At 43.5% G+C, this 22,911-nt stretch carries 17 protein-coding genes; 12 read left to right on the top strand and 5 right to left on the bottom strand.

The window, feature by feature from the left end:
• Positions 1 to 174 precede the first annotated feature (174 nt).
• The 3 genes from C942_RS07285 to C942_RS07275 all read left to right on the top strand — a co-directional run bounded on the left by C942_RS07285 (position 175) and on the right by C942_RS07275 (position 4,257).
• Positions 175 to 2,184, top strand: a complete 2,010-nt coding sequence (locus C942_RS07285; RefSeq protein ID WP_007464133.1) for an exoribonuclease II — start codon at positions 175 to 177, stop codon at positions 2,182 to 2,184.
• Positions 2,185 to 2,307: 123 nt separating this feature from the next.
• Positions 2,308 to 2,874, top strand: coding sequence for a DUF1415 domain-containing protein (locus tag C942_RS07280; protein WP_007464131.1), 567 nt, complete (start codon positions 2,308 to 2,310; stop codon positions 2,872 to 2,874).
• A gap of 135 nt (positions 2,875 to 3,009) precedes the next feature.
• Positions 3,010 to 4,257: a GGDEF domain-containing protein gene (locus tag C942_RS07275; RefSeq protein WP_036798993.1), complete on the top strand. Its 1,248-nt coding sequence runs from the start codon at positions 3,010 to 3,012 to the stop codon at positions 4,255 to 4,257.
• Between the two features lie 603 nt (positions 4,258 to 4,860).
• Here C942_RS07275 and C942_RS25315 read toward each other — a convergent pair.
• The 3 genes from C942_RS25315 to C942_RS07260 form a co-directional block, all read right to left on the bottom strand.
• On the bottom strand, positions 4,861 to 6,474 hold the full coding sequence (locus C942_RS25315; protein ID WP_007464126.1) for a hypothetical protein: 1,614 nt from the start codon (positions 6,472 to 6,474) through the stop codon (positions 4,861 to 4,863).
• A gap of 456 nt (positions 6,475 to 6,930) precedes the next feature.
• Positions 6,931 to 8,646: an NAD-dependent malic enzyme gene (locus tag C942_RS07265; protein ID WP_007464124.1), complete on the bottom strand. Its 1,716-nt coding sequence runs from the start codon at positions 8,644 to 8,646 to the stop codon at positions 6,931 to 6,933.
• Positions 8,647 to 8,886: 240 nt separating this feature from the next.
• A complete protein-coding gene (locus C942_RS07260; protein WP_007464122.1) occupies positions 8,887 to 9,861 on the bottom strand; it encodes a DUF4382 domain-containing protein in 975 nt (324 codons plus the stop codon).
• Positions 9,862 to 10,190: 329 nt separating this feature from the next.
• Here C942_RS07260 and C942_RS07255 point away from each other — a divergent pair, with 329 nt between their 5' ends.
• The 7 genes from C942_RS07255 (at position 10,191) to C942_RS25480 (ending at position 19,045) form a co-directional block, all read left to right on the top strand.
• A complete protein-coding gene (locus C942_RS07255; protein WP_007464120.1) occupies positions 10,191 to 10,859 on the top strand; it encodes an endonuclease/exonuclease/phosphatase family protein in 669 nt (222 codons plus the stop codon).
• Positions 10,860 to 10,931: 72 nt separating this feature from the next.
• Positions 10,932 to 12,491 (top strand): site-specific integrase, encoded by a 1,560-nt coding sequence (locus tag C942_RS07250; protein WP_007464118.1) that lies wholly within the window; start codon positions 10,932 to 10,934, stop codon positions 12,489 to 12,491.
• Positions 12,491 to 14,425, top strand: a complete 1,935-nt coding sequence (locus C942_RS07245; protein WP_007464116.1) for a hypothetical protein — start codon at positions 12,491 to 12,493, stop codon at positions 14,423 to 14,425. Before C942_RS07250 ends, C942_RS07245 begins: the two co-directional genes overlap by 1 nt.
• 3 nt (positions 14,426 to 14,428) lie before the next feature.
• Positions 14,429 to 16,486 carry a hypothetical protein gene (locus C942_RS07240; protein ID WP_007464114.1) on the top strand — a complete coding sequence of 686 codons (2,058 nt, stop codon included), beginning with the start codon at positions 14,429 to 14,431 and terminating at the stop codon, positions 16,484 to 16,486.
• Between the two features lie 10 nt (positions 16,487 to 16,496).
• Positions 16,497 to 17,066 (top strand): hypothetical protein, encoded by a 570-nt coding sequence (locus tag C942_RS07235; protein WP_007464112.1) that lies wholly within the window; start codon positions 16,497 to 16,499, stop codon positions 17,064 to 17,066.
• 342 nt (positions 17,067 to 17,408) lie between these two features.
• The gene (locus C942_RS07230; protein WP_036798991.1) at positions 17,409 to 17,825 is read left to right on the top strand and encodes a hypothetical protein; all 417 of its coding nucleotides are present in this window, start codon (positions 17,409 to 17,411) and stop codon (positions 17,823 to 17,825) included.
• 998 nt (positions 17,826 to 18,823) lie between these two features.
• Positions 18,824 to 19,045, top strand: a complete 222-nt coding sequence (locus tag C942_RS25480; protein WP_036798989.1) for a hypothetical protein — start codon at positions 18,824 to 18,826, stop codon at positions 19,043 to 19,045.
• Positions 19,046 to 19,260: 215 nt separating this feature from the next.
• Here C942_RS25480 and C942_RS07220 read toward each other — a convergent pair whose 3' ends face one another.
• Both C942_RS07220 and C942_RS07215 read right to left on the bottom strand, forming a co-directional pair.
• Positions 19,261 to 19,764 carry a hypothetical protein gene (locus tag C942_RS07220; RefSeq protein WP_036798987.1) on the bottom strand — a complete coding sequence of 168 codons (504 nt, stop codon included), beginning with the start codon at positions 19,762 to 19,764 and terminating at the stop codon, positions 19,261 to 19,263.
• Positions 19,765 to 19,800: 36 nt separating this feature from the next.
• Complete coding sequence (locus C942_RS07215) at positions 19,801 to 20,151, bottom strand: hypothetical protein (RefSeq protein WP_007464102.1); 351 nt, start codon at positions 20,149 to 20,151, stop codon at positions 19,801 to 19,803.
• A 196-nt stretch (positions 20,152 to 20,347) separates the two neighbouring features.
• Between C942_RS07215 and gapS1 the strand changes: the two genes are divergently transcribed.
• A complete protein-coding gene (gene gapS1, locus C942_RS07210) occupies positions 20,348 to 21,940 on the top strand; it encodes a GapS1 family protein (RefSeq protein WP_007464100.1) in 1,593 nt (530 codons plus the stop codon).
• Positions 21,941 to 22,153: 213 nt separating this feature from the next.
• Positions 22,154 to 22,894, top strand: coding sequence for an endonuclease/exonuclease/phosphatase family protein (locus C942_RS07205; RefSeq protein ID WP_007464099.1), 741 nt, complete (start codon positions 22,154 to 22,156; stop codon positions 22,892 to 22,894).
• Positions 22,895 to 22,911: the final 17 nt, after the last annotated feature.

The following is a 22,911-nucleotide window of genomic DNA, read 5'->3' as shown; positions in this document are numbered from 1 at the left end:
AAGCAGCTTTCAGGTGCATATCTGTGGCGCTGACACAATGGAAAGCACCTCACAACCCGCATTTTCAAGGCATATTGAAAGTCCATCAGAATGGCAGCTTAAAGGCGCATAGAACTTGGTTTTAGCGCATGAAGGCCTTATAGTGTGTCCGTTCACAATCTGAGACCGGGCATAATGTTTCAAGATAATCCATTACTAGCACAGCTAAAAAAACAAATTCAGGAAACGCTTCCAAAAAAGGAAGGTAATATCAAAGCAACTGACCGTGGCTTTGGTTTTCTGGAAACCGACAACAAAGAAAGTGTCTTCATTCCGCCTAACTATATGAAAAATGTAATGCACGGTGACCGTGTTGTTGCAGTTATTCGTACAGAAAAAGAGCGTGAAGTCGCAGAACCTCAAGAGCTGGTTGAGCAGTTCATTACCCGCTTTATCGGTCGCGTAAAGCTTATCCGTGATCGTCTGCATGTTGTTCCAGATCATCCGCAATTAAAAGACGCAATCAAAGCTCGCGCTGTAAAAGGCCTCAACCCGGAACTTCTGAAAGAAGGTGACTGGGTAGTTGCGAACATGACTCGCCACCCGCTAGTAGGCGACAACAAAACATTTTTCTGTGAAATCAAAGAAAAAATAACAGACAGCAACGATAAAATTGCACCATGGTGGGTAACACTGGCCCGTCATGAACTACCAAATGCAGAACCGGAACCACAAGAAAGCTGGAATATGCTGGATGAGGGTCTGGAACGCCAGGATCTGACGGACCTGCCATTCATCACTATCGATAGCGAATCTACCAAAGATATGGATGATGCTATCTACACAGTAAAGAAAGAAGACGGCAGCTTCGAGATTACTATCGCCATTGCCGATCCAACATCTTACATCGCAGTCGGTAACAAAATGGATGATGAAGCTCGCGAACGTGGCTTTACCATTTATCTTCCTGGCCGAAATATTCCGATGCTTCCACGTGAACTGAGTGATGAACTTTGTTCCCTGATGGAAAATGAAAAACGTCCGGCCATCTGCTGTCGTGCAACAGTTAATCAGGATGGTGTTATCCAGGACGACATTCAGTTCTTTGCAGCATGGATTAAGTCTCAGGGCCGTCTGGCTTACGACAATGTTTCTGATCTGCTAGAGAACGGCAGTTGTGAAAACTGGGCTCCGAATGAAATCATTGCCGAGCAGGTTAATGCCTTACATGGCTTTGCTAATGCCCGCAGCAGCTGGCGTGCAAACAACGCAGTAGTATTCCCGGATCGTCCTGATTACCGTTTCGAGCTAAGTGAAGACAACGACGTTATCGCGATTCATACCGATCCGCGCCGTACAGCGAACCGCATGATTGAAGAAGCGATGATCACTGCGAACATCTGTGCAGGTCGTATGCTGCAAAGCAAATTCGGTACCGGTGTATTCAACTACCACAACGGTTTTAACCCAGAGAAGCTGGATACAGCGATGGACTTTCTGACTGAAGCCAACGCACCATTCGAGAAAGAACAGCTTCTGTCTCTTGAAGGTTTCAGCGCATTGCGTCGCTGGCTGAATGATCAGGACACCACTTACCTGGACAACCGTCTGCGTAAGTTCCAGGCATACAGTGAAGTAGGCAATGCTCCAGCACCTCACTATGCTATGGGCCTAGACGTTTATGCGACTTGGACATCCCCAATCCGTAAGTATGGTGACATGATCAACCATCGCCTGCTTAAGGGAATCATCAGCGGTAATGAGCCAAGCCAGAAGCCAGATGACAGTGTTGGTGAAGAGATTGCCAACCACCGTCGTCACCATCGAATGGCTGAGCGTGACGTTGCTGACTGGCTGTATGTTCGCCTGCTGAAAGATGCTGTAAAAGAAGAAACTGTATTTACCGCAGAAGTGTTCGATATCAATCGTGCTGGTATGCGTGTTCGCCTGCTTGAAAACGGTGCGGCAGCCTTCATTCCAAGCCCGCTGATTCTGGACAACAAACAGCGCATCGAATGTAACGGTGATCTGGGCATCATCAATATTGATAAGGTAAAAGAATACCAGCTTGGTGATACTTTCGAAATTAAGCTTGCTGAAGTTCGTGCGGCAACTCGCCAACTGGTAGCTAAACCAGTTAAAGAGTTCCCTGCTCCTAAAGCAGAAGCAAAAAACGAATCCCAGCAAACTGAAGAACAAGCTTAATCGCTTTTCCACTCAGTTAATATCGAAAGGGCCAGTGAGAACTGGCTCTTTTTTTACATCACTTCTTTTAATCTCGCTTAATATTGTTACTCTTACGTCAAAATATTCTAAAAAGAGTCAGCAATGTCAGCTCAACATAGTTCAGAAATCAAACAACAGATCCAGCAGTGGCTCGAAGATGTCGTGATCGGACTCAATCTATGCCCTTTTGCCGCTAAACCTAACCGCAACAAACAGATTAAAATCCACATCAGTGAAGCTGAAAGCGAAGAAATGTTGTTTGAAGATATATATCAGCAACTTTTGGATCTAGATCAGACGCCAGTGGACGAACTGGAAACAACCCTGGTAGTAACACCGACACTCTTTGCCGATTTTGACGACTATAACCAGTTCCTTAATCTTGTGGATGCACTCATCATCCAGACCGGCAAAGAAGGTATCTATCAGGTCGCCAGTTTCCATCCGGATTATTGCTTTTACGGTACTGAACCAGAGGATGCAGAAAACCTCACTAACCGTTCGCCTTATCCGGTATTTCACCTAATCCGTGAAGACAGTATGGAAAGAGTGCTGAAGCATTATCCTGCTCCAGAAAGTATCCCTGAGCGAAACATTGAATGTGTAGAAAAGCTTACACTTGAACAAAGAAAGGCGTTATTTCCATTTCTGTTCAAAACGGCAAAATAAAAGACAGTAGATAGATTCAGGGAGCTATTGTTCGCTTCCTTGCAAAACTAATTAACATAAAGCATGAGCAATATAATTCACATTTTTACGGAAGAAAACACCCTGTAGTACATCTTGACAGGGAAATGAGTTGTAATGTCACAAGTTTCATTTGCAATATTCAGAAGCGCCGGAGTACGCTTCGGGCTACCCTTGGCACTGGCTGTTCTGATGATGTTCTCATTAGAACCGGCTTTGACGGCCTTTGCCCCATATCACGGGTTGCTCCTGGCGCTACCCTATATCTTGCTTGGTATCGTTATTCTGTTAAGCCAACCTTTCAATCAGGGAAAGACAGCCCTGACGGCTGTGCTGATGCTTATCGCTTTCTACGTTATCCAAACTCACCTGCAATCACCGCTTGCCGACAATAAAACACACCTGATCTATATTCTGCTAGTAACCCTGTTGCCGCTTAATTTACTTCAGCTCCACCTGCTCCCTGAAAGGAGGCTGTTTTCACGCTTCGGCAGTGGCTATATCATTTTTCTTGTTTTACAGGTCGCCTGGGCAAGTCTGGTTGCCAACCACTTTGCCGAAAGAGACCTCAGCCAACTGTGGGACAGTTACTTATATGCGATTCCAGGTGTTTCCCCCATGCCTGTTTTGCTGATCCTGCTGTACCTCGGTGTTGGCTTTGCCTGTGGCTCTACCATCCTGAAACGTAACCATGGCTATGATCAGGCTATATTCATCAGCCTAGTCTTTGCAGGCATTACCTTTTCAGTATTCCAACAGGCATTTATCTCCAGTACTGCGTTTTCTGTGGCAGCCATATTGCTGTTACTCAATATCATCACCTGTAGCCATGAACTGGCCTATATAGATCAGTTAACCGGTATCCCAAGCCGAAGAGCACTCGAAACCGAGATGAAATACCTGGGAAGAACCTACACCCTGGCGATGCTGGATATCGACCACTTTAAAAATTTTAACGATACCTACGGCCACGATACCGGCGATGATGTTTTAAAACTTGTTGCCAGCTTCCTAAAGCAAATCAAAGGTGGGGCTGAAGTGTTTCGTTACGGTGGTGAAGAGTTCACGATTCTATTTAAAGGGAAAGAAACTGCTCAGTGTATTGAATACCTGGAGCATTTTCGCAAAGAAATTGCTGACTTTGAAATACAACTGAAACAGCCTGACGTACAACCAGAAGATGAGAAAACCGGAACAAAGAAACACAAAAAGCAAGATTCGAAAGCAAAACCCATCAAAGTCACGGTAAGTATTGGTGTCGCTGACAGCTTCCCTGACCATAAACCAGCGAATGTGATTAAAGAAGCGGATGTCGCTTTATATAAAGCCAAAGAGTCAGGACGAAACCAGGTCTGTCAAAACTAAGTAGTTTCCCACCTCTAGGCTAAATAGCAAATCAGTTAGAAAACGTTCAAAAACAAAAAACCCGATGAAATCATCGGGTTTTGGTTACTAATTAAACCTACCTTCATTTTGTTTCCAACTGAGAGTAAGCCCAGCTATGCAGCAACGCCAAAAAGTTTAAGTACAAGATAACTTAACAGATCGGCGGCCAAACCAGCGTTAAGCTCTGTACTCGGGAGCGGCTCACCATAAGTTTATGAGCCTTATTATTGTTTTTCGAAACTAATGTCTTATAGGAATCATCTTAGCAGTCAATTCATCGTATTAAAACCCGGAAAATACGCGTTCGATGATAGTTTAATTCTTCTCACAGCTATTCTACAAATGCTCTCTTCCCTCACGTCCCTGAGTACCTCTAAAATAATATTATTTTTATTCAATAACTTAACCCAAGCGCATTACCTACTACCAACCAAATCCGACTATAGTTAACAAATTACAATAATGAACAACATGTTATTTTCATATTTTGATTAACCAAAGCAAATACATCTCACTAAGCATATTTGACTTAAAACTAAAAAACCAAAAGTCAGAAACTTTCGGTTTTTATAGTGATGTCTTTTAAATAGCCGGCTCAACACAAACCAGGCCTTTGTCAGCACCAAGACTATCTACCATTCGGTACTTACTCGATACCATTTGATCTGGCTTAAATTCTAACATCCAAATCAAATAGCCGGATGGCTCATCGCGACTCAAGAATTTGCCTTTAGTCAAACCTGCCAACAAATCATTGGATGACATATAGTCCCACAATTTTTGATAATCTGCTTTTTCCGCTAACTCTTGGTTAGGTTGATCGCAAAGCTTACGTATTGCCCATCCATTTGCCTCAGAATCAAGCAATTCATCTTCGAGAATTGTGTATTTTTTGCCCCCAAACGTATAACTTGGCGATTCCACCATATCGCTTGCCTTTAGCTGAAGCGTAGATATGTAATCACCATTATCAGCAACGCTACGGATATAAACAGGAGCCTTTGGAATAGGGTTAAACGTTACATCAACAGTAGAACCCGGCTGATTTGAGTTATAAGCAATTTGTACCCCCATCGCTTGCCCGCTAATAATTTGCAATTCAACCTGATTGCTAACGGCTTTTGATACAGGACGGTAGTAAGAAAGTCGAACCTTACCTTTGCCTATCGCCTTGCTGTCTACCAACACACTTGGCAACTCAAGTACATTTCTGTTTTCACGTTGAGCCTGAGTCAGGTTTTCCTGCACATATGTTTTCGCCCAGGCATCAGCAAAGCCGTAGGTCATTCCACTATCATGATTAAACCCGTATGCATGTGCAACTTCATGAAAAATGGTGTTATAGGTTGCCACAGAATAAGGGCGATAGTTAGCAGAGCTTGGAGTAATATATGATTCCCAATAAGAAGCCCAACCGCCAGAACTTGCAACAGGTAAGTTGATATCTGGAGAACTACCGCCCCCCATACCCTCAGCCGCATACTTATTGCGCATCACCTTCATACCAAGCTGATGCTCGCTCATACCCATTGTTAGCAAATTTTTCGTCGAGTAACTTAATAGCGGATCACCATAACTGCTACATCCTGAGTACTTAGTGCAATTAGCGGCATCTGCAAAAAAGTTATCGGCAAACTGTGAGAAGCTTTTTCGATTAAACGCATTGCGCATATTAATCAATACGGTTTCATAGATAATGCGTTGAGCATCATCCGGGGCGTTATAACACGTTTTGCTTTGATCACTGCAATCAACGCCAAATCCAGCTATTTGGACTTTAGGTGCAAATAGTTTTAGCTGGTCTTCAAAATCAAGTTTACTCAATGTATGAGTTGAAGAAGACAGCTTAGCCTGACTATACGCAGGCAAAGTTTGAGAAAGCTTAAGCAAGGCTAATTGCTGCTTATCTCCCAGTCGAACCGCTAACGAATTGATAGATTGGGGCGTTCGGTTATAAATACTCCACGCTAACCCTTCATCAACAAATTCAATGTCATCAAACTGAAAGACATCACCTGCAGGCAAATTTTGCACCTGCGCCACTTGCACATCAATTTCCTCTAAATTCTGACTCGATACTGCAATGCGATGCTGAGCATCTTTAACATAATATCCAGAACCATTATCCTCTTCTTTACAGCCGGTTAAGGCAACAGTCAAGACACACACAGATAGAGCTGAAAAGCGCCAGTTCATTCTTATTTTTACCTGTTATTGCTTCACAAAAAAGTCTCGTATTAAGCACCAAATTGATAAATCACTCAACAGAAACTTTTAGCTTGTTTACATTTATTGGAGTGATACAACTAAATAGTTTTTAGCGCATCCATCTAACTACAGTTAGAAAAAGGGCTTGCTGTATAGCAAGCCCTTTCCAATTGTTGACAAACTCAGCATCCCACGAGGTTTTCTATTTTTAATCAGAGCTCATCACGACAACAACTCTATGAGTTTATATCGAATGAATTCAAAATTGATGACGACATCATCTTTAAGGACTAAGTGGTCATGTAGCACCGACTGTCCAACAAGCTCTGGGAAAGGTTCTTTTAGCATGCTAACAAGGGATAATGGGAGATAAGCTAGGCTCTGCTCTAGAAAAAAGCCTAGAACGAATGACCTAGGCTTTGTTCGTTGAAGTATACTTTTTCGCTATACGCGACGGTATGGCAGATAAGTCGGCTCCCACATATGCTCTACCACTTCCAAGTCAATATCTTTGCCACGCAAAGTAGAATCTGGATCTGTCTCCTGCATATGCTTAAGAATTGTCATCGCTACATGATGCGAGACTTCTTTCAGCTCTTTAATCCTTGGGTAAACACAACCCGCCGCCAGATCTTCTTCTGAGACACATTCAGCCAGCGCGTACGACGCCATGGTGAACATATCCATAGTAACTTTCTTAGTCTGCGAGACAATCGCAGCAAGGCCGACACCAGGGAAGATAAAGACGTTATTGCCCTGCCCGATACGATATTCAGTACCGTTGTAATCAACGTTACCGAACGGGCTACCTGTCGCAACAATCGCCTGGCCGTCACTCCACTGGTAAATATCTGCAGGTAGCGCTTCACAGTTAGCCGTCGGGTTAGACAGTGGGAACACCATAGGACGCTTAGTGTATTCCATCATCTTCTGGACATGCTCTTCTTTGAATGCCCCACCGATACCACTGGTTCCCAGAAGCACAGTTACCGGGTGGTTGTTGATCAGCTCAGTCAACGTCACCTTGCCAAGCTCTTCGGTATGCCAGTCGGCAGCGATAGTGTGTGGTTTGGCGTAGCGTTTCTTGTACTCATCCAGTCCATCACGATCATCAAAAACCAATCCCTGAGAATCGAGAATGAAAATCTTATCGCGGGCAGCTTGCTGGGTGCAGCCCTCTTTCAACAGACCGGCATAAATCTGATCTGCAACCCCGACACCACCAGCACCGGCACCATAAACGACATAAGTCTGGTCTGCCAATGTTTCCTCTTTGATTTTGACTGCGCCCAGAATACCGGCCAGTACAACTGAACCTGTACCCTGAATGTCATCATTAAATGATGGCAGGTAGTCTTCATAATCATTAAGGTTATCGAATGCATTCGACTTACTGAAGTCTTCCCACTGAAGCACTGCCTTAGGGAAATGGCGCTTAACTTGATGGACAAATTTCTTAATGAAAGCTTTGTACTCTTCGCCACGCAGACGCTTACGAGGCACACCTAGGTACATTGGATCATCCAACAGCTCCTGATTATCCGTACCAATATCAAGCGCAATTGGTAAGCAGTGTGCAGGGTGAATACCCGCACCCAGTGTATAAAGTGACAACTTACCAATCGGAATGCCCATACCGCCAACGCCCTGGTCACCCAGCCCAAGAATACCCTGGCTGTCAGTTACCACGATGATCTTGATATCTTTACCCATGAAGTGCCGGGCAAGTTCACCCATGTTATCGACATTATCTTCGGTGATATAAAGGCCACGCGCTTTCTGATAACGATGGCTGAATTCCTGACACGCCTTACCCACCGTAGGGGTATAAATGATTGGCGTCATTTCCTCAACATGATGTGAAAGCAGTGCATAAAACAGCGTTTCGTTACGATCCTGCAATGCCCTCAGGAATAGGTATTTTTCGATATCCGTCGATGCATTCCTGAAGCCATCGTAAACACGGTTAAGCTGATCTTCGAAAGTCTGAACACGTGGAGGGAGTAAGCCATCCAGCTGAAACGCTTCCCGCTCTTCATAAGTAAATGCAGTGCTTTTGTTCAGTGTACGGTCATTGAGCAGTGCGGTACCAGTTAAGGAAACGGGTCTGAACTCATTGCCATTTTCATCTTTCCAACGCAGGTACTTGCCTATCGTCATGGTATCCCTCCAGTCTTAATTTCGACAATCAGCCCCGGTCGGCATTCGTCTGTAATAATGAGAAACAATGCCGGGCTGACACTGACTCCCTCAGGAGATAACGAAAGATTCTACGCCCATTATCTGAGGAAAAATGTGAGGCTTGGTGAATAATTAGTTGATTTTAAAATAGTTATAAACAAAGAAGCCCGCATTTATAGCGGGCTTCAAAATTAGGCCAGGTTATCGTTCTGTTTGGTATCAGAAAGTAACCGTCAAGTTCTCTGTCGTAAGAACCGCATCCTTGTGGATTGAGCCGGTATCAATATTCAGCACAGCGCTGTTGTCTTCCTCTGGATGATCAACACTACCATTACATACAAGTGCAATGTCGTATGTGCCTAACGGAACATAGCCAACTTCAAACGATCCCGTTGATGCATCAACAGCGGTAGTCGCGTATGGTGCATTTGTGCTGTCTTCCTGAATATCGCCATAATTACCATCGTTCGGTGTGGTGTAAACATAAACGTGAGCATCGCTGATATCGTTACTGCACGATGACGCACCGACAGAACCATTGATTGTCGCAACACTTTCGTTGTTCACCATACGAATGGCTGTTGTCTTCAAACGATAGCCATGTGCTTTGTTTTCAACAATACCTTTGCGCAGATCGAACTCAAGCGTGTATTTAGGCGCTGTCGATGCAGAGATCTCAAAAGAATCAGGAATGATAATCTTGCCATTGGCATTGGTGTAACCCAGCGCCATCACCTGATCGCTGTCAGTCACAACATGAGAATACGGTGTATTAACTGGATCACCATAATCACCACTTGCAACCGCATTAAGGCGAATCTGTGTATATGTTCCAGCCTCCAGGGCTTCGTCACTCAAAACCTGTAGTGATTTCTCTCCCTGGAAAGCCATCAGGTTAATGACCATAAACAAAGGGTTACCATCGGCATCAACAGGAATTGAATAAGTGTCCGGGATACACTCAGCAGAGCTTTGATCAGCCGCAAATGAAGCCGTCCCCCAGCTTGATTCATCTTCATCCGTTTGCTTTACCGAAATCTGATCAAAAGCCACACACACCTTCTTCAGACTATCGACCGGCGCATCAGAGAAGGCCAAATTAAACTTTGCAGCACTCGTATTGCTATCAGATGAACCTGAATTACATCCGACAAGCGCAAGACCAACCATACCAGCTAAAACAACCTGCTTCATTGATAAACCTTTAAAAATAATTTGCTCAATAAAGTACAGAAAAAACGCATTTTGCTCTAGCAGGGCTCTCCAATAATGAACAAAACTCACAGTAAATTGACAAAGACGCAAATATCAAACTCTCTAAACAACAATACGACGCATCAAGACAAACGATTGCACACTAGCTGAAAGTGATAATTTGCTAACCAAATTCATACAATGCCGACAAAGTAGTCAATAAGAGCAGATAAATAAGACAGTGCTCACAACAGAAGTAAGCAACCAATTACATTGCAACAAAATTATGTAGCATTCGTTTGGTTTTAAAAACAAATCGGATAATAAAAATGAAATTCACTCGAAGTGTAATTGCTGCCTCTATCGCCCTGGCCGCTCTGGCCGGCTGTTCTTCCAGCAATGATGAGACAATTCAACCTGTCACCGAAGCTCGTTTCGCCACCTACAATCTTTCTTTTGACCGCGACACTTATGAAGCACTGGTTGCAGAAATGGAACTCAGCCGAGAAGAGCAATCAGCCCTGATTCAACGCTATAAAGACAATGATTCTACACTAACTGAAGCACAGAAAACGACAGCAAAGAAAATCATCCAGATCCGCAACGTTGCCGAAACTATTCAGCGTACCCGTCCGAATGTCTTCCTGCTGGCTGAATTTAATAACGACGGTGAAGCTAAAGACATGAAGGCGATCGAGGGCTTTCATGATAACTATCTGGCTTATGCGCAAAATGAGCAGCTAAAACCAATCAGCTACCAGTTCCGGAAAAACATCGCAACCAACACAGGTAAACCAAGTGGTTTTGACCTGGACAATAACGGTAAAGCAACAAATATCCAAAATGACGCTTGGGGCTTTGGTAACTACCACGGGCAATATGCTTTTGCCGTATTCTCCCAATTCCAAATTGATGAAAATAACATCCGCACTTTCCAGAACTTCAAGTGGCAGTGTTGTAAGAAGACCTCAAAAAGACAACGCTATAAGTTTACATAACAAAAAGTACAAGTTATCATTAATATTAAACTAGGGACATATAGTCCTATAAACTAATAGAGATGGTAATGGATGAGCATAGAAATTTACTGGATTAAGGATTTTAAACTCAGCAGATACCCGATAATCGATAGTGATGAGTCTGGTACCGAGAAGGTCAGATTCCGACAGACTGAAAACATCGGCCTATTGCCGCTGCTCTATGACGGCACCACTTACCTCACCGAATTTAACAGCTACCTAATCCAACTGAAGCGAGAACAAGGAAAGTCCGATTCGACAATCTCCAATGCTGCCCAGGGCCTTCTGAAGTTTCTTGAGTTCATTCAGTTCTGGAATCGAAAGCAAGAAGCGCTTCAAAAGAAAAATCCTTACACTCCCAAAGAACCGCCAATGGTATGGAATGCGTTTCCACAACCTCTGACATCCCGGCCAACTTATGCATTCAAGTACTTCCTCGAAGGAAAAGCAAAAAATGGGAGTCTTGAGACAACCAATAAGACCACACGCCTCTATATGAATGCTGTCGTGAACTTCTACAAGTGGCGACTTGCATTAGGGGAAGAGTTCGATTACTTGCCATTCAAATACACCAAGCACAAGCAGAAATCCAAGAGTGGCAAATCGATTAAAGAGTCCATGATTTCTATTGATGGAACAGATATGCGTTTAAATCTCCCCAAAGATATTGATGCTGATAAACGCAGAGAGTTGTACCCGATGAACCAGGCTGAATGGGACGCAACAGCAGATGTATTGAAAGGCGGCTACGGTCTTTCATACAAAATTGTGGACGAAGATGATAATGGCGAGGAGATAAAGAAGAGTCAGCGCACAGCTATCAGCATAGAGCACAAGCTGGCAATTAAGTTGTCCCGGTGGGCCGGGCTGCGTAGAAATGAGTTTATAACTTTCCGCCTTAGCTGTACCAAGCAGTTAACAGCAAGTCAGAAACAGATACTGGAAAAAGGTGAAGATAGGTATATCACGGGGATCAGGCTTGCACCCAAAGACGGGGTATTTACAAAGGGCATGAAACCCCGAAACATTGAAATACCGCTCTCTCTAATGAAGGAGTTACGTGAATACCTGGAGTCCGACCGCTACATCACTCGCTTAGATAAGTTTAAAGAAAACTTTCCTGATGACCCGTATGACTCCCCGCCGGTATTCATAACGCAGTCCGGCAAACTTTACGACAGAAATACAGTGAATGCCGACTGGGGCCGAGTGCGGAATGCGGTAAGAGAAGCGTACCCTAACCTCGAATTTGACCACAAATACCATAACCTGCGCTCTACCTATGCTACGGGACGCTATCTGTATCTACGTCGACTATTCTCGCGTCATCACGGGAATGATAAAGGCAATGATATGGCTCTGACATATATCGGGAATTGCCTAGGGCATGAAAACCACACGGTTACCATCAATTACTTGAAATACGCAAGCCAGGTCACGCATGGCAATGATATCTACGAAGAATATCTATCTATGACACATGGCAAAGAAGAACAAGAAATGCTGACTGAATTAGACAAGATCAGGGCGGAACTTAAGAAAGAACTCCAAGAAAAAGAGGACGATGTACAGGACGTAGTAGGAACTATTATGAATAAGGAGTACCACTAATGGGCTTTAAGAAAAACAGAAGCCGCAAAACGTATTCCACTGAGTCAACCGAGCTTGATATTCAGCAAGATAGCAACGTAGTGCCGTTGACACAGGATGCTCCTATAGACCTGGAAAGTTTCGTTTTTACAGTTAATAACGAAATAGCCTATCATTTTGTGCGCTATTTCTATAAAGGCGTGCCTCGCACCAGCCCCAGAAAAGTCAGACAAAGAGCGGTCAGAAAGGCAAAACTTTTAAATGAGAGTGCGCTGGATATGCGCTTAATCCACCCATCTCGAACTGAGATGGTTAAGAGTTTCTATGATTACGCTCAGACAATGAAGCGTCAAAGTAAGTCTCTTCGAACGATTTATGTAGCGTTAGAAATTATCGGGAATTTTGTCAGAGTATGTGATGAGGCGGGAGTTGAGGTCTCCCTCTCCATCGAGTGTGCAGTGCTTTACTCGAAGCATTTGAAAGAAAAAGTGCAGAAAGGAAAGCTAAAAGAAGGGTCGGCTAGATGTAGGCAGGGTGCACTACTTCGATATCTGCTTGAGAACGGCGTTGATGCCAAAGAGAGTGTTCATCATTTTTCTCGCAATAAAGGAAAACACACCGCATACACACGTCATGAGATCAAGCTGCTAGCAAAAGTAATGCACAGGGTGCTCGCTAGTTACGGCGCACATGTAGCCAAAAACACTCAACCTAAAACTTGTATCTTGTCAACTACGGACACAACTGAGCAGAAGCGTGTTGCAAAATTAAGGGTGTCTAGCCCCAGTAGCGAAAACGGGTGGCTAGCAACACTGTCAGCATCGGCTCTTTATTTAATATCACTATATACCGGCATTAACCTGACGCCTCTTCGGAAAATGCGTCGCTCTGATATCGACTATAACAACATGTTTATCGTCAAGGCTGAGCAGCATACCTTGCAATTGACCGATGAAGCTATTGAGCGGCTTTTCGCGAATTACAGGGATTATAAAGGCAATGCTTACGAACTAAATACTGTAAAAGGGCGTGCCAAGTTCAATAATCAACAGTCCCCCCTTGGCTTCTCTAAGTATGCTCGACAACTCTTAGAAACATGGCTCCTACTGTTGGATAAACTAGATGTTGGTGACTATCTATTTCCGAACCTCACCCTAGGTCGAGAAGGCGAATATATTTCAGGATCACAGCTTACAACCTTTGCCGATTTAATTGAAGATCATACCGAGGCTCCACGACCAGTAAATACACGGTTTAGAAAAACCAAAACCGAGGTACTTGTTACGGTCACCAATGATTTCATTGTTGCAGCACACGCAAACAATCACTCTGCCGAGACTGCCATACAGAGCTACTCGGATGGCAATATTGAGAATAAAGAGCGTAAGCTGGCGAAGTCGATATCAGCATTAGGAGCTCTTGTGGGTGGCATGAACAAGCCTGATGCAATTTCCCAGGCAGAAGCCAAGTTTAAAGACCCCATCACTCCAGAGGAGCTCGAGAGACTTCGTGCCAAGCAGCACACCAACAATAAAGTTGTGAGCGATACGCCAACTGGAAAATGTACAGATGCCTTAGGCGATAAAGCACAACGGCAGGCTCGTGAACTTCGTACAAACGGGTTGATTGGCGAAGATGAAGATATCCCTCCATGCATGAAATTCACTGACTGCTTGTTTTGTAAAAGTTATGCCATTACTACCGATGTTGACGACATCTGGCTACTGCTCTCATTTCAATTCTTGTTGTACCAGATGCTTTCAAGACCTGCGATTAACAGTATGCCTTCATCCAAATACACAAAACTACAGAAGCGCGTCATGCATCTTATTGAACGCCTCAAGGAAAAAAACCGTAATAATTTCGATATTGCACAGTCTCGTATCGCGGAGAGAGAGTTACATCCGATCTGGCAAGAAGAAAGCGACCTGAATGACATGATTGTGGAGGCATAAGGAATGGCAATCTTAAAAGAATTCAATCTAGCCGACCTACGTGAGGACGTGGCCGTCCCTAAGCCTGTATGGGTAGAAGAAATTAAATCACTGCCACAATCTATGCGTGACAACATAATCGTCTCTTACGACTCCACTGGAGTCCCGAGAAGCTGGTTCAGAGATGATCAGTGGTACATGGCTGGCCACTTTCTAGTGAACACTACGACAACGACAACCTTAGATTTTACACGATTACACAAAGAATTCAGAGAGGCTGTCAAAGTTTACATATGGGAACATATGTATGCAAAGGGAAAACCTAAAGCCCTGCGCACTTTAAATAATAATATTGACTCCATGTCATCAGTATCCCTCCTAATTCAAGCGGTAGGCGGGAGTGGCTGGGAATATCTTGAGTCTGAAGAACACTACCAAAAATGGCTAGCTGAGATAGGTTGTCGAAAATATTCATCGGCAACGTTGGAGCAGTACTTTGCGGCGGTAAACCGCTTTCACCAATATGGCTTAATTGGCCGCTCTATCTCAGAGGTAAAAAAATTAGCCAAAGAACTCGGGCAGCCTTCAAAGCAAACAATTTGCTTGCCCGAGGAAATCGCAATACCGTTGTATTCACAAGCGCTTAGTATAGTGAAGGAGTGGCACCCATATGCGGATGCGATTAAAAACGCGTCAGCCGACCTCTTTGAGGCTATGAATGATAAGAAATTATGGAAAGCAAGAGAATCTAAGGAGAAAACAAAGTTTCAAAAACAACTAAAAGAAAAACATGGAGTTCCGTCCAATTTCGCTCTTAATGGGCTTTGGGGTGGACATTCTTGGTTAGCGGGAATGTGCTATCTCGTAATCGCTGGATTTACGGGGATGCGATATAACGAAATTGCTTCTGCAACAGAACTGGCTTATCACGAAAAACAAGTTGATGACAACAACGTCATTCCTTACGTTCATTCAGTAGTAACAAAGACGAACGATGGCGTACCGCTAGAGGCCGACTGGGTTACCATTCCTGACGTAAAGCTGGCCCTGGAATTGTGGCGCACCATTTTTGAACCGCATAGGAAGATCTGCAGAAAAAATTTAGAAGCATCGGACTATGATGCTGACATGAAGAAAAAACTACTCAGTGAGATCAATGGGCTATGTGTTCCCCCAAGGCTTGTGAGAATGAAAAAAAAACCAAGCTTCGTATGGAGCTCAGGTAATATAGGCGAGAGAATAAACAATGAAATCAGTGCGCTTGTGAAGTCCTTTGAGAAGGAGAACAAAGGGAAAAAGTCACCGTTACGCTTGAATGAAAAGACCCTGGCTGAATTTAACGTAGCCAACGAAGATTATGTCGGAGAATATAAAGAAGACGATGTGATTCATTATTCAACACACATGTCACGACGGACTCTGGCGGTATTTGTTCTCAGGAATCGCTTGGGATCTCTGATTGACCTAAAGCACCAGTTCAAGCACCTGAACGTTTACATGACCCAATGGTATACAAACGGGTCAATGCATGTGGCGTTCATGGACATGATGATGGATCCCGAGTTCCAGGACGAGCTGCGTGAAATGCACGTCGATATTCAGACAGATATAATCCTAGAATTCTATAACGATGATGTGCTTGGCGGGAAAAAGGGCAAGTCAATCATGGCCGAACGAGAGCAAAATGATGGCTATATCGAAGGCGAAGGCAAGATTTACATCACCCGGGCCGAAGTGAAAAAGCGCATCGAAACCGGCATCCTAAGTGTCGTTGACCTTCCTTTCGGCTACTGCACCAATGCGACTTGCTCACGGATCTGCAATAGCGAGCAATCGACGGTGACATGTACTAACGAAGTCATCACCCTAAATAAAGCCAAGAAGCTAATCCCCCACTATGAGTTACTTATCCGCAAGTTCGAGCGTCGTAACAGCTCAAATCGCTATATGCCTTCCATTCTGCATAAAGATCGCATGGATATCATAGCCCTGCAGAAGACGTTTAACGACCTTGGCATTGAGCACAGGGCCTATGAGCCGATCATTAATAACATTAATCAGTCAATTGTAATGTCAGCATAAGGAGAGAGTCATGACAGAGGAAAACATTACCCAGAAAATCGACAATTTGCTGGCAGAAATTAAAGATGATGATTTGAGTGAGAAAGGCAGTGAAACGCTGTCTCTCATTAAGGATGCATTTAAGCGCGTGCTATTCAACACGCCAGAGCGTACGCCTGCTGATGGCAAGATCAACATGGCCAAAGTCAACAAGGAAGCGGGCCAAAAGCGTGGTGCTATTTACCACTACAAAGACTTCGTTAAGCAAGCTCGTAATATCATTCCTGTCTACAAAGAATGGGAAAAGAATGGTGGCAGCCTTGCTGACACCTCTGAGAGCGCCGAACTAACAGCCTTGATGAACGAAAACGCTGATCTGAAGTATAAAAATAATAAGCTTAAGAATGACAAAGAAGAGGCTTTTGAGCTCAGGGATGCCATGAAGGCCCATGCTGACAAGGTGATGACGAATAACGCCAACCTTGAACAAGCATTGCTCACAAAGCTTTATGAAATTGAGCAGCTCCAGGAGCAAATTGAGAGGCTTGAGCAAGAGAAGGCTAACCTGGCCAAGCTGATTCAATTGCAGCCCGTCAAATAACCAAAATGTGAAAAGGACAGCATTAGCTTGGTTTGAAAGGTCGCCTAGTGCGGCCTTTTTTGATCCAGTGTTTGTCTAATTTTCAAGCGTTTTTTTTAATAAAAAGGGACTTGGAAACAATTAAATTTGTTGACAAAAAGCTTCAAAAAAATGCTTACATTTCAAACTTATCCACAGTTCAAAATCATCGGTTGTTCACGGTACTGTCATTGCAAAAAAATGACTTAGATCAATGTTTGTTTTTCCGAAATCTCGCCTAATAAACCACATCTTGTATCACCCTACTCACTAAACCCTATATTTAGTGTTTTTAGTGACAGTGTCATTTTGTAGGAGCCCTTTGTGCAATTGAAGCCTTTTTTGATTAAGAAAGGTCTTACAATGTCCGAAGTTCAATTTATTGAAAAACAACTTCGTCTTACTTTAATGAACCATAATCGAGTCCATCAAAAGGCTCTGGCTTTAGAGCGAAGGCATGCAGAACTTGAAGGTCTTCGTAACAAAGTTGAAAAAGAAATTCTGAAAAATGAAATAGCTAAACTTAAACAGCCAAAAGTCAAGCCATGGAAGGAGTGTTTTAAGGAGGCGATAGCAAACAGTGTGGTGCGTATAATTATCTCGATCTTTGTAGTAGGCATTCTTGCTTATCAAATGCCTGCGGAGGAAAGAATGGATTTAGTTACAGTCCAAGTAGCGAAGATATTTGAGCTTGCCGAATCAAACGGGTTAAGCACCGATAAAGAACGAGGGCAGAAATAAAAGCGCGGAGAAGTGTACCCATTATAGGGTGCACTTCGACAAGAAACGTACCCGATTTCAGTTACGTTTAGATGCAAGAGCCAGCTTGGCACGCTCGGCCTCATATTGAGCATCGATTCGAATCGCGTTGAACTCAGTAAAGCATTGGGCTTTATCAAATTCAATATGCTCACGAGGCTAGCATATGATTTGTTTTCAATGCATCACCGATAATTCTTGTTATCAAGCAAGGGAGGGAAAGGTTGTTCTATGTCCCCTTTCCGGTGCTGCCCGCTTAAAGTTCTGGTAAGGTTTTTCTCAGCTTAAGTGCATAAGGCACGATGAGCCCAGGAATTGCGGCAAAACCTATCTAATTCCTTATGATGACTTGAGATGGGGTAATTTCATGGTGAGACTTGAAGATCATCAAATATAGTGGTTTGATCTGCCACCTTGCCATAATGTATTGCTTGGTAGCATATAGAATGAGGAGGAAAAATGGGATTACAGATATAGAAAAGCCTCGCTATTGACGAGGCCTCCAAGGTAACAAAATAGGTCAGAGCATTTTGGTACCTAACAACACCAGGCATGATTGACTAATGCTGCTTTGCTTTATGCTGCCACTATAGCCAATCTTGCCCTCAATTTGAATACCAATAATCACATTCCTATGTGAGAGGGTCGTTTATGCAAAAAAAACAGAAATCGTTACTGTCATACAAGAAATTCAAGCCGGCAACTAAGGGCCCACTTTTCCAGGCGCTACTGACACTACTATCGAAGGTGCTTGTTGAAAGCGGCATAAAACTATTCAAGCTACTAATAGACTGGTTTTCTGATAGTTGATGAAGTGTTTGAGGGCAAGGAAGCTTTCGGTGATAGCGGTTGAAAGGGGGACGGCAATCCCCCTTTAGAGTCACACACTAATGTTGTGTGCTGCAATCTCCAGTGACGAGTTTATTGTAGTGCAGACGGCGTCATAAGATAAGCTTCGTTCAAACAAATAAGGAAATTATATGAGTGTTGAATTTGACTTGTTGCTGCCAGAGCTAGAAGAGTTCGAGCTTGAGAATGTCCCATTTAAAGTCGTTGACCCATCAGGACTTCCTGAGCGGACACTGAAGGCATTCGACAAATACATGACTGGCTCTACAGTTCCACACCAAATTTATGTGTACAGCCACTATTATTCCCGCTTTTGCATGCTAGTTAGGCGTGGCGACATAACCATAAACTAGTTCATGACTAAGAACCGATGCACTTTCACTGTGATAAGTGTTGCGATTGCCAAAGCTTTCGATGTAAAAAGTGTTGCGATTGCCAAAACTTTCGATGTGAAAAGTGTGGAAACTGAAAATTAGCTCTTACATTTCAATCTATTAGTGGTATGGCTTCGCTGGCAAATTTGCTGTCTAAATTTCAGTGCATGCTTAGTTTTTAGTGCTCCGTGGCTCTAGCTGAGTACAGGTATGTCTCGATAATCTGGATTCAGAAGATTCTCAACGCAAGCTTCGAATACCTCTGAATTTCCGCTTGTTGCTACATCAATCGGACGACCTTCGTAACGCTCTGTCTGCTCTGCTGCCTGCTTGCCCAGCTTAAGCATTTCTTCAACAGAGATATCTCTTAGCCTGGCGGCATTCGGCACAGCTCTCTTGAGCGTGATTGATTGCTCTGTGAAAAGCCAAAAGCAGATATCCCAGGAGCTACGAGCGGCCAATAGTCTTGGTAGGTGCTCTTGCAGGGCTGGGTAAATCTGTTCAGTGGAATCAAACTGGAAGGCAGGGAATTGCTGCTGACCCTTGAGCATGACGGTGATAATCTGGTTGAGCTCAACTGCAGTATCTAGCTCTTCTTGAGAGAGCGGAAGCTCATCTGCGCCTTTGAATTCGTGCTCAGCAGTAAAATTACTCTTCTTTTTCTGCAGCTTACGCCTCAATGCTTTTAATTGGTTCACATGCGTCACCTTCATCTGCCGTACCCTCACCTCAGTTTATTCTAGCAATAGGTCTTTGATAAAACAGCGAGCTACGCCTACAAGCGTCATATCTTCAGTTACTCTACCCTGGCGGTCATCAGTAACAGCAAACCACTTCTCATGTCGCCAGAACAGTTGGCACGGAAACGTCTCACCAAAGTGCTCAACCAAGGCTAAACACTCATCATGCGGCCTTCGGTCAACTTCAAATACGCCAATATCACCTTTCAACAGGTTCATTCGTACAAAGTCGTAATCGAACATCCAGACTAACGTTGCTGACGGCTTCCTGATGATGTGCTCACCCAGCGTATCGCCGATAAATTTTTCTTCGTGGCCACTCGCAGGACTCGGGAAAGCTGACATCAATTGACTCCAAGAATTTACTCCACCTTTTGCGCACTTTACTGTATATGTATACAGCTAAAATAAGATTATATCGCAAGATGATGTTTGGCAAGGAGATGAGCTGTGCAGAGTTTTCTAAAGATTATTGGCTATTTTTGCGGATTACTAAATAATATGCACTCAATATATTATCTGGTTCAGTTGCGGAGATGTAATGTCGTTTGAAAAGAAAGCCAGGCAAATTAGAAATGGGATAAAACGTTATACTACTCATTCTATGGTTAATTTGCTTTTGGGAAGACTACATGCCAAATATGATGATGGAACAATCGGCATGCCATGGGTTGTATGTCTGACGCTTGATTGGGTTCTGGAGCTTGAGCCAAACAAGGGAGCTATTGACGCAACCGAACAAGACGTACAGAAGATATTAGATAAGATGTGGCGCCTACAGAGTGACGCGTCAAAAATAAGTACTACTGAGAACATTTGGCTAACCATGCGGTCTTTTTTTCTGCCGCAGTTGCGCTTCCAAATCGACCAAATTCACCACAGTTTTTTCCTTGTCAGGCTATATACCTTGATGTGTTCTGATAGTGCAAGCAGTTCATTTAAAACCAATTTCAAGGCGCAAGTGGGAATAGATCTTCAAGATTTCTTCGTTTTCTCACTATTTCTTTGTTCATTGTTTATGAATCAGAATACAGCTTATATACCGTACAAAGAGCTTATTGCTAAGTTACACCCAGCTTTTAGCATGGAAACTATCAAGCTAATGCTAAAAACTGTAGGTGTGAATGCCTTAGAGATGCGAGAGCTTGCCCAGGAACGACGAAAGAAGCTAGGTGATGTTAAGCCGTCTGAGTATTTTTTAGAGCCCATGCTTCTATCTAATCCATTGATTTTACTTCCATCTGGAATTTCAACTGCTCATACATATGTGGCTACAATTGGCATTAGCGAATTTGTCATTAGAACTCTAAAAAGAGCAGACCCAGGTGGCTTTAGAGATAAATTTGCTAAGGAGTTTGAGAACTATCTTGCGCTGCTATTTGAAGAGACAGGCTTTAAGGCGGTCAGGGAAAGTCAGCTAAATGATTTTTACAAGCTCCATAAGAAGCAAGGAAAGGTTGTGGATTTTTTGTATCAATCTAATGGTACAAGTATCTTCGTTGATGCCAAAGGCGTTGAGCCTAGGCAAGATGTACTAACAACAGATAATTCAGGTTTTTTAAAAGATAAGCTTAAAAGTTTGCACTTAAAAGGAATCCAACAGGCAGGTAAATGCTCCGAAATTCTAGAAAGTTGCAATTATGAAAATCTCGCTGAGTACCAAAACAGGTATGCATTGATTGTAACTCATCAAGATTTTTATCTCGGCGGAGGAGTGAAACTTGCCTCATATCTAGGAGAGGATCATAAGCACAAAGTTGAGTCTGCAATTGAAGGCCAGATTCCATTAGAGAATGTGCATTTTTGCTCTGTCGCAGACTTCGAAGGCATTCTTGCTTTATGCAGTGACACAGGAGCCGATTTACATGAGTTTCTTGACTATTGTGCTGACGAAGAAAATAGCCCTGAAACAGCAAAATTTGAAATGAGACAGCATATTCAATCATTTGGTGAACATAAAATGGCTGAAAGGCCTTCACCTATTGGTAGTGACCGAGTTGTTTCGAATGCCAAGCAATTATATGCAGATCTGGAAGAAAGAATGGACATTTCTAGAAAGCACTGGAATGAAGGCCTTGAGCGTGCTCCTGAATTTTTGATGAAACTCAACTCATTACAAGTGATTGCATCTTAAGTCCCCATAGGACAGCGTTGAAGGCTATTCTTGTGATTCTGCAACGTAGTAGTGCTGGCTCCCATAAAGTACAAGAAAGTACACAGCCAACCCGGTAAAACTTGTACTTTTTTGTCAAAAATCACAAAAAAACCAAAACCAACATAATGCCATGATTCTTAAAGGTACTTGTTTGGAACTTGCAAAAAACTTACATCACTATTTAGGAAAGATATGCCTGGCGAAACCAACCTGAAAATTGTGAAATGTGATGACCCAACTAAGATCCCGACAGGCAAGAGTTGTGGTGACAACTGGTACAGTGATGAAGCCTGGGAGCAGTTCCCGCTTTCATCGAAAAACCACGCGGATCTGCCGATTATTATCCCGACACCTTCCGGCGAACAAGTCATTCACTTTCTGGTTTCACACCCTACCCCGCCAATCTGGGCAAATGCGGCAAACCACAATGTCATCCGAAATCATGCTGAAATCGAGTTCTGGAAAGACTACATCGAATCAGACAACTACATGTATGATGACAAAGGCATCACAGGCGGCCTTGCAGCAGGCAGCAAATTCGTTATTGCCGGTGATCTGAACGCCGATCCAATTCAGGGGGATGGCGATCTGACAGCCATTAACGATCTGCAAAAGAGTCCGCTGGTAAACATTCACGCGACAATCGGGTCCCAAACCCCAACCAGTAAAGGCGGTCCGGAATGCTTCGATCTGGATATCTGCACCGGGGACAACAAAAACACACCATACATTGATCACATCACCAGTAAGAGTGGCCTTCGCCTAGACCACGTAATCCCGTCGGAAAACCTGACTGTAACAGACTCGGGCGTATTCTGGCCGGCAAGCAACGAAGACGGCTACCATCTTGTTTACGATAAAGAACTAGGTAACAGCAAAGGTGTTTCTTCTGACCACCGTCTGGTGTGGGTTGATTTTGACCTGACGAAGTAGCCTTAGTTCGCTGATTT

This window comes from Photobacterium marinum (genome assembly GCF_000331515.1).
In the GTDB taxonomy this organism is placed as follows: Bacteria; Pseudomonadota; Gammaproteobacteria; order Enterobacterales; family Vibrionaceae; genus Photobacterium; species Photobacterium marinum.
This window is presented reverse-complemented; position numbering and strand designations above follow the sequence as displayed.